This window comes from Pseudomonas sp. P7758 (assembly GCF_013386485.1).
GTDB lineage: Bacteria > Pseudomonadota > Gammaproteobacteria > Pseudomonadales > Pseudomonadaceae > Aquipseudomonas.
On the sequence record NZ_JACARS010000187.1, the window covers coordinates 1 to 7728 of the forward strand.

Annotated in this window: 9 protein-coding genes; 3 read left to right on the forward strand and 6 right to left on the reverse strand. The window is 65.0% G+C overall.

The genetic code is table 11. The features are described 5' to 3' along the window. Positions 1-169: 169 nt before the first annotated feature. The 5 genes from gspD to gspG are packed head-to-tail and all read right to left on the reverse strand — an operon-like array spanning position 170 to position 5495. On the reverse strand, positions 170-2479 hold the full coding sequence (gene gspD, locus HX873_RS29600; protein ID WP_177123616.1) for a type II secretion system secretin GspD: 2310 nt from the start codon (positions 2477-2479) through the stop codon (positions 170-172). Beyond that, positions 2476-3000 (reverse strand): type II secretion system protein GspM, encoded by a 525-nt coding sequence (gene gspM / locus HX873_RS29605; RefSeq protein WP_003218654.1) that lies wholly within the window; start codon positions 2998-3000, stop codon positions 2476-2478. Before gspM ends, gspD begins: the two co-directional genes overlap by 4 nt. After that, positions 2993-4105, reverse strand: coding sequence for a type II secretion system protein GspL (gspL, locus tag HX873_RS29610; protein ID WP_177123617.1), 1113 nt, complete (start codon positions 4103-4105; stop codon positions 2993-2995). The genes gspM and gspL overlap by 8 nt, the downstream gene beginning before the upstream one ends. Further along, entirely contained in the window at positions 4102-5049 is a 948-nt protein-coding gene (gene gspK / locus HX873_RS29615) for a type II secretion system minor pseudopilin GspK (protein WP_158660285.1), read from the reverse strand. Before gspK ends, gspL begins: the two co-directional genes overlap by 4 nt. An 8-nt stretch (positions 5050-5057) precedes the next feature. After that, complete coding sequence (gene gspG, locus HX873_RS29620; RefSeq protein ID WP_003218660.1) at positions 5058-5495, reverse strand: type II secretion system major pseudopilin GspG; 438 nt, start codon at positions 5493-5495, stop codon at positions 5058-5060. A 148-nt stretch (positions 5496-5643) separates the two neighbouring features. Here gspG and gspI point away from each other — a divergent pair, with 148 nt between their 5' ends. Continuing rightward, entirely contained in the window at positions 5644-6042 is a 399-nt protein-coding gene (gene gspI, locus HX873_RS29625; protein ID WP_008431408.1) for a type II secretion system minor pseudopilin GspI, read from the forward strand. Here the strand turns inward: gspI and HX873_RS29630 are convergent. Beyond that, entirely contained in the window at positions 6029-6460 is a 432-nt protein-coding gene (locus HX873_RS29630; RefSeq protein WP_177045486.1) for a type II secretion system protein N, read from the reverse strand. The two genes, gspI and HX873_RS29630, sit on opposite strands and share 14 nt — an antisense overlap. Before the next feature lie 85 nt (positions 6461-6545). Between HX873_RS29630 and gspH the strand changes: the two genes are divergently transcribed. Both gspH and HX873_RS29640 read left to right on the forward strand, forming a co-directional pair. Further along, on the forward strand, positions 6546-6998 hold the full coding sequence (gene gspH, locus HX873_RS29635) for a type II secretion system minor pseudopilin GspH (protein WP_008431410.1): 453 nt from the start codon (positions 6546-6548) through the stop codon (positions 6996-6998). Next, positions 6991-7587, forward strand: a complete 597-nt coding sequence (locus tag HX873_RS29640) for a type II secretion system protein GspJ (RefSeq protein WP_177023358.1) — start codon at positions 6991-6993, stop codon at positions 7585-7587. The genes gspH and HX873_RS29640 overlap by 8 nt, the downstream gene beginning before the upstream one ends. Positions 7588-7728 lie beyond the last annotated feature (141 nt).

Genomic DNA, 7728 nt, shown 5'->3' on the forward strand with positions numbered 1-7728 from the left:
GGAACCGGGCCGGAGTGCGGGCATGCCGAGCCTAGGCGAGGCACCGAGTGGTGGGGCAAAGACCTTTTGGTTACTTTTGGGGCGTTTGCCAAAAGTGACCCGCTGTAAGAGCGGAACCATAAGCGGCCGTTACCGCAGCAACGGATATGTCCACCATCCAAAACCCAAATCACCGCGGCACCGCCCGAATCACCGCCCTAACCCCCTGCCCCCCGGGAATCGCCTTATCCACCGAAGGCAACTGCGGCGCCTGCACATCCGGCATCGCCCAGCTATGCTCCGGCTGCAACCCACCCTGGGCCCTGCGCATAAACTCATAGCGATTCAGCGTAATACTGCGCCCCGCCCCACCGTCACGAATAATGTAGGGCCGCAAAAACACCATCAAATTAGTCTTCGTCACACTGCGCCTTTCATTCCTGAACAACGCCCCCAACCCCGGAATATCCGACAACCAGGGCACCGCGTCATTGCTCTGGCTATACCCATCCTGCAACAGCCCGCCAAGTACCATGATCTGCCCGTCATCCAGCAAAATACTCGTATCAATCGCCCGCTTGTTCGTCACCGTCCCGGCATCCACCGAAGCCCGCGTGTCGACGCTGCTGACCTCCTGATAAATATCCAGCTTCACCGTCCCCCCCTCGGAAATCTGCGGCCGCACGTTCAGCTTCAGCCCCACTTCCTCCCGCTGTACCGTCTGGAACGGGTTATTGCTCGTGCCGCCGCCGCCCGTCACATAACTACCGGTGACAAACGGAATCGTCTGCCCCACAAAAATACTCGCCGCCTCGTTATCCAGGGTCAGCAGGTTCGGCGTCGACAACACATTAGTCCCGCCCTTGCTCTTCAACGCCCGGGCCAACACCTTGAGGTCCAGCACCTTGCCAATCCCCGGAATGTCCACCGAGCCGTTCACCAGCCCGATGTTCAAACCCTTGGGCAACACATCAATGCTGGTCTTGCTGGTGGGGGTTCCATTCAAGCCGCTGCCCCCCAGGTTCACCCCACCAAAGCCACCCTTCCCGCCCAGGTTGCCCGCCTGCCACTGCACCCCGAACTCGCTGGCATCGTCCTCACCCACTTCGACGATCAGGCTCTCGATCACCACCTGGGCGCGACGCTGGTCGAGCATGTCGATCACCTCCCGCAGGTTGCGATACAGCGGGTCCGGCGCCGAGATCAGCAAGGTGTTGGTGGTGGCGTCCGCCTGGATCGTCACGCCACCGGCGCTGAACGCGGTGTTCTGGTCGCTGGGGGAAGAAGCGCCGGTGCTGCTGGTGTCCTGCCCGTAACCACTGGGCTGGACAGTGCCGCTGCCGGTGGGAGTGCCGCTGCTGTTCTGGGTACTGCCCTGGCCACCCTGGGTGTTGCCGCCCATGCTGCTCAACTTGCCGCGGGCATTGTCACTGGTACCGGTGTCGCTCTCACCAGTGAGCAAGCCCCGCAGCGACTGCGCCAACTTGCCGGCCTGGGCGTTGCGCAGGTACACCACGTGCATATTGCTCGGGTTGCTCTGGGCGTTGTCGAGCTTGTAGATCAGGTTGCGCGCCAGTTCCGTGCGCTCCGGGCTGCCGGCGCGGATGATGATGGAGTTGGAGCGCGGGTCGCCGATCACGTTGATCTTCTGGGTCTGGTCGGCGCCCTGGGTTTCGAGGAGTTCCGAGACCATGGCGGCGATGTCCACGGCGATGCCGTTCTGCACCTTCACCACGTCGGTGTCGATGGCGCTCGGGGTGTCGATGCCGTCGATGATCTGTGCCACCCGCGCCAGGTTTTCCGCGTAGTCGGTGATCACGATGCTGTTGTTGCCGGGGTAGGCGTTGATCGGGTTGTTCGGCGACACGATCGGGCGCAGCACCGGGATCAGGTTCACCGCGTTTTCGTATTGCAGGCGGAAGGTGCGGGTCTGCATGCCCTGCCCGCCCGGGTTGGCGCCGCTGTAGATCGGCCCGCCCAGCAGCTTGGCGTCCGCCTCCGGCACCACCTGGGCCACGCCGCCTACGTCGACCACGCTGAAGCCCTGCATACGCAGCGCCGCCAGCAGCATGTCGTAGGCCTGGTGCGCCGGTACCTGGCCTTCGCTGACCAACGTGAGGTTGCCTTTGACACGCGGGTCCACCAGGAATTGCTGGCCGGTGGCGCGGGACAAGGCGCGCACCACCGCCTGGATATCGGCGTCGACAAAGTTCAGTTGTACCGGTTGATCACCCAGCGGGTTGCGCGCCCTGGCCGGTGCGGTGCCATGGCTGCGGGCGCTGTTGGTCACCGGGTGTTGCACCCGGGGTGGCGGCACGGTTTCGCGCTGGCGGTCCAGTGGTGTGTCGCCGCTGCGCCGGGTGTCGGCCAGGGGTTGGCCAAGCTCGCTGTCCACCAGCAACGGCGCGGAGGATTGGGGGTTGCTGCACGCTCCCAGCGCCAACAAGAGCAAAGGGGCGACCTTGCGATAAGGCGCAGCGTTGGGCAATGACCACTTCATGAAGCTTCCTTAGCGCCAGGCGCCTGATCCATGCGAACGGTCCCGGACAAGGTGCCGGCCGAGTTTGAAGGGGTGGCCTCGCCTGCGCGTTGCAGGCGGGCCGCAGAGACTTCCAGGGAGAACGGCCGGGGGTTGGCCAGCAGCCAGTCGATCACCGCGTCCGCCGGGGCGTCGTCGAAGGTCAGGCGCCAGCTGCCGGTGTCCTGCGGCTGCAATTGATAGCGGCCCTGCAGCCCGGCGTTGTCGAGGGACTGGTGCAAGGCGGTTTCCAGGTCACTGCTGCGCGGGGCTGGGGCGACGCCTTGCAGCAGCACCTGCAAGGCCTCGGCCTGGCTGCGCAGTTTCGGGGTTTCGGCTTGCCAGTAGTCGATCTTCTTCAGCGGTGGCTGGATCAACAGCAACCAGGTCAGCAGGCCCGCCAGCACCAGGCCGGCACCCACCAACAGACGTTTTTCACGCATGGCCAGGCCGTTCCAGAACACCTGGGCCTGGCTGCGCAGAAGCTGCCAACGCTTATTCATCTTCGGCCTCATCGTCTGCATCGGCTTCAACGCGCTCGGTAAGCGGGCCGACTGTCCAGCCCTGGTCGTCGCGACTGGCGCTGAACCCGGCCTGGGCCAGCAGCGCCTGCGCGTCAGCGGCCAGCGCCGGGGTCCGGGCGTCGGGCAGCAGGCTCAGCTGCAGGCGGCCTTGCTCGTAGCTCAAACTCTCGACGCTGCCCGCCATGGACGGCAGGCTGCTGCCCGCCAGCGCCAGCAAGCCGGTAAAGCGCTGCCCAGGTTCGGCCGCCGCGCCGCTCTGGCGTGCGGCCAGTTGCTGACGGGCTTGTTGCAGCGCGTTGAGAATCACCGGCAGTTCGGGGAAGGCCTGGCGTACTTGCTGGCTCATCTGCGCCTTGAGGCGTTGGCCTTCGTCGACCTGGCGGGCGGCGTAGAGGTTCAGGCCCAGGGCCCAGATGACGACCGCCAGCGCCGTGCAGGCCGCCGCCCTGCCCCAGCCACCGGTGGCCGCCTGCTGGAGCCGACCGTGCAAACCCCAGCCCGGCGCGGTACCGCTCCAACGGGCATCGTCGGCCACATGGAGCACATCGACACCGGTGGCGAGCAGATCATCCAGCGCCTGCTGCCCCAGAGGATGTACCGCGCCCTGCTGCAGGCTATGGCGCAGTAGCAAATGCCCGTCGCAGAAGGCCGCGCTCGCTGGCCCGCTGACCGGCAACGCGTAGGGCGCCGGGTACAGGCCACGCACTTTGATTTTCAGCTGGGTCGTTATCCGGCCCAGGTGCTCAAGGCTGCTTTTGGGCAACCAGCCGACCTGCACCAGGCCGCTGCTGTCCCGTGGACCGTGGGCCACATGCATCAATTCCAGCGGGCCGAGGATCAGTGCCTGGGCCGCACAGGTCACTGCATCGTCGACCTTGGCGGAGGGCAATTGCGGCAGCTCCAGGCTGGTCAGCAAGCTGTCCCGTGGATGCAGAAAACACTCCGCCTGGGTATTCGCCCATTGCGCCAGGCGGCCCTCGCCCTGCTGGCTGACCTGCCCGGCGCGGTCCAGCCAGGCGAACTGCACCTGGCTCTCGGTGGTGAGTTCATCCAGCGGCGGCAAGCCGATGCGCAAACGCTTCATACGCCCACCCGCGACCAGATCACCTGGGGCTGACGATCTTCCGGGCGATACAGCAACGCCTCCAGCGTGACCCGACGCTGCTCGCGGCGCGCCTGGCCGTGCACGCGAAACCACTCGCTGGTGATCCCCACCTGCACCGTGTCCACCGCGACTTGTGGCATGCGCAACCGGTTGACGAAATCCCCGCGATTGACAAACCAGCGCCCGCCGTCGCGCTCGGCCACCAGTGCCTGAGCCTGGGACAGGCTGAGCCCCGGCACCACGCTGCTGAGCACCTCGGCGCTGGCGGTATTGCCGTTGACCCAGGTATTGCCGGGCAGCACGCTGACATAGCTCGCCATGCGCCGCAGTTGGCGCGGGTCGAGGCCTTCGATACCGCTGAGGTCGGTGAGGCTGCGCAACATCGGGTACTTGGCCGGGATCAATGGCGCGGCGGCACCGGGCGAGGTATCCCGGCTGCTGTTGAAACCGCCGGTGAGTGAGGCGCCGAGCTCGCGCTGGTCGTATGAGTCGATCACTCGCCGGCTGATGCGGCGACTCACGGCCGGCTCGATGCCGATCAACTGGCACAGGCGTTCGAAGCTCTGCAATTGCCCGGCGTCCGGGTGTTGTTGGGTCACCAGGTTGCGCAGGTTGAACTTGCCCTGCTCATCCTCAATCCGCCCCTCGAAAGCACCGCCGAGGGGCCGTGCCCACGGTTGATCGAGCCGGGTCAACACGTCCTGGCGGCGCGCGTCCCACAGGAGCTGGCGACTGGTTTCCAGGCCGCCATTCAACAACCATTGGCCCTGGATACGCAGTTGTTCAGCTTCCAGGCTGCGGGTGAATACGGTTTGCCGGGTGAGCATGGCGCCGGCAATCACCGCGACCACGGCCGCGATCAGCAAGGCGCTGATAATCGCCATGCCGCGCTGCTTCGCCGCTGTAGGCGAATGGCTGTTCATCGCCGGCCTTACAACTGCCAGGAGCCGATATCGGCGTTCACGCCGTCACCATCAGGTTTCCCGTCGGCGCCGAGGGAGAACACATCCACTTCGCCGTTGGCCCCTGGGTTGAGGTAGTGATACGGGTTGCCCCACGGGTCGTTGGGCAAGCGTTCGAGGTAGGCGCGCCAGTTGCTGTTTTTCGCATCGGCCGGGCGTTCCACCAGCACCTTCAAGCCCTGGTTCATGCTGGGATACGAGCCGTGGTCGAGGCGGTAGAGTTTCAGGGCCTGCATCAGCCCGCCAATGTCCTGCCGGGCCGCTGTGGCCCGCGCCTGGTCGGGGCGGTCGAGCACCTTGGGCACCACCAGCGCCGCCAGAATCCCCAGGATCACCACGACCACCATGATCTCGATCAGGGTGAAACCGCGCTGCCTGCGCGCTGACGTGAAGTGTGCGATATCCATGTCGACATTCCTTGGCTTGAGTGCATTTCGTGGCGCAGTGTTGCAAGAACACATGTCAGTCATGTTGAAAATCCTCGGGAGCTTTGGTCGCCAATCGGTCAACTCCCGGGGCTAGTCTGCGGGCCTGTTTCCCGGTTTTGAGTACGCCATGGGCGGGCCCCGCAACGAGCAAGGTTTCACCCTGATTGAAGTGTTGGTGGCACTGGCGATCATCGCCGTGGCCATGGCGGCGGCGGTACGCGTGGCCGGGCTGATGACCACCAGCAACGGCCTGCTGCGGGACAAGTCGATGGCGCTGCTGGCAGCCCAGGGCCGGATGGCGGAACTGCGCCTGGAAGGTCGGGTGAGCACCGGGCGCAAGACGTTCGACTGCGACCAGGGCCGGCTGAAACTGCGTTGCGAACAGACCATCAGCAACGGGCCGGATGGGCGCCTGTTCCAGGTCAGCGTGCAGGTGCTGGACGCCACCCGGGAAGCGCCACCCCTGGCACGCCTGGAGACACTGCTGGGGCGCCCGCCGGTGAAGCGCCCGGTTACTGCCGAATGAGGCTTGGCAACGCCGGCCCGTCGGGCAACTTGTCGAGGGGCACGCGGATTTTTTCCGCGCCGCGCTCGATCTCCACGCTATCGCCTTCAATGGCCGTCAGCCGCACGCCGGGGCTCAGGCGTTCACCCAACAAAAAGCTGCGGGGCGGGCCGTCGTTGAGACTGAGGATCGCCACCGCCCCACGCGCCCCGGCAAGCACCCCGGAGACCTTGATCTGCATCACCGCCGGGGTATTGGAAAACCATTGCACGGCGGGGTTGTCGCTGCGGGCCGCCAACGCCTGGGGCGCGGCCTGCGGGGTATGAGACTCGGCCGACGTGAGCAACAGCGGCGTCCAGGTCGCCACCCCTGCCAGCGCCGCCAGCAACGCCAAGGCCTGGACGCCATGGGCGGGTGAAAAACGATGGATGAATGCCATGGGCGGGACCTCCTGTTTGTCCGTCGCCTAAGGCTACAGGGCAATTCACACCTTTTTATTTCAGCGGTTGATCAGGGAGCAAAAAATGAAACAGCAGGGCTTCACGTTGATCGAGTTGATGGTGGTGCTGGTGATCATCGGCATCGCCAGTGCGGCCATCAGCCTGAGCATCAAGCCTGATCCGCTGCACCTGCTGCGCAAGGACGCGGAACGCTTGAGCCAATTGCTGCAGGTGGCCCAGGCCGAGGCGCGTGCCGATGGCCGGGCGATTACCTGGAAAGCCGATGCCAAGGGATTTCGCTTCAGCCGCGTGACGGATGATGGGCTGGGAGTGGAGAACTTCAGCGGCGATCAGCAACTGCGTCCGCGGGCCTGGGACAGTGCGCCGATGCAGGTGCGCATCGAGCCTGGGAAAACATTGGTGCTGGATGCTGAATGGGTGAACCCGCCGGTGCGGGTGGTGCTGTCGGATGGGCAATACAGCCTGAGCCTGCAACGGGATGCGGCGGGGTTGTTGCGGGTGGTGAGTCATGAGTGACCAGAAGGGTTTTACGCTGATCGAGGTGATGGTGGCGATCATGTTGATGGCGGTGGTCAGTGTGATTGCCTGGCGCGGGTTGGACAGTGTGACCCGGGCTGATCAGCATTTGCAGGCCAGCAGTGAGCAGACTGAGGTGTTGTTGCGGGCGCTGAACCAGATGCAGCTGGATGTGAGCTTGCGCGCGGGGGTTGAGTTGGGGCCGCCGATTGGCGAAGACGCGCCGAAGCCTGGCGGGTTGGCGGCGGTGTCGGTGAGGAGTTCGGACAGCAAGGGGTTTCGGCTGGAGGTGATCCGGAGTGCGCCGATTCCTGGGGATGGGTTGCAGCGGGTGCGATGGTGGCTCAAGGGCGACACGCTGTACCGGGCAGCTGCACCGGCGCGGGATCGGTATCCGCTGCCGGCGCCCAGGGATGCGGTGGCGGTGCTTGGGCAGGTCAGGGATTTGCAGGTGCGGGTTTGGGACAAGGGGTGGCGGCAGTTGAGTGGGAATCGGCAGGAGGAACCGCTGGGGATCGAGGTGGTTCTGGTGCGGGAGACGGGCCAGGGGGTGGAGCGGTATCGGCAGGTTTTGGGGCCCTTGCGGTAGGGCTTTTTGGGGTGGTGTACATATCCGTTATTTTTGTTATGGCTGATATGGGTTCCGCTCACTTTCGAAAAGCCGGAATGCCGGCCCAGTCAAAAGTAAGCAAAACGCTCTTGCCCCACCACTCGGCTCCTCGCTTAGGCT

What these genes read in the sequence shown, in the direction of transcription:
- gspI (WP_008431408.1), top strand. Translation starts at nt 5,644, where the DNA reads ATGGGCGGGCCCCGCAACGAGCAAGGTTTCACCCTGATTGAAGTGTTG.
- gspG (WP_003218660.1), bottom strand. Translation starts at nt 5,495, where the DNA reads ATGGATATCGCACACTTCACGTCAGCGCGCAGGCAGCGCGGTTTCACC.
- gspH (WP_008431410.1), top strand. Translation starts at nt 6,546, where the DNA reads ATGAAACAGCAGGGCTTCACGTTGATCGAGTTGATGGTGGTGCTGGTG.
- HX873_RS29630 (WP_177045486.1), bottom strand. Translation starts at nt 6,460, where the DNA reads ATGGCATTCATCCATCGTTTTTCACCCGCCCATGGCGTCCAGGCCTTG.
- gspD (WP_177123616.1), bottom strand. Translation starts at nt 2,479, where the DNA reads ATGAAGTGGTCATTGCCCAACGCTGCGCCTTATCGCAAGGTCGCCCCT.
- gspM (WP_003218654.1), bottom strand. Translation starts at nt 3,000, where the DNA reads ATGAATAAGCGTTGGCAGCTTCTGCGCAGCCAGGCCCAGGTGTTCTGG.
- gspL (WP_177123617.1), bottom strand. Translation starts at nt 4,105, where the DNA reads ATGAAGCGTTTGCGCATCGGCTTGCCGCCGCTGGATGAACTCACCACC.
- HX873_RS29640 (WP_177023358.1), top strand. Translation starts at nt 6,991, where the DNA reads ATGAGTGACCAGAAGGGTTTTACGCTGATCGAGGTGATGGTGGCGATC.
- gspK (WP_158660285.1), bottom strand. Translation starts at nt 5,049, where the DNA reads ATGAACAGCCATTCGCCTACAGCGGCGAAGCAGCGCGGCATGGCGATT.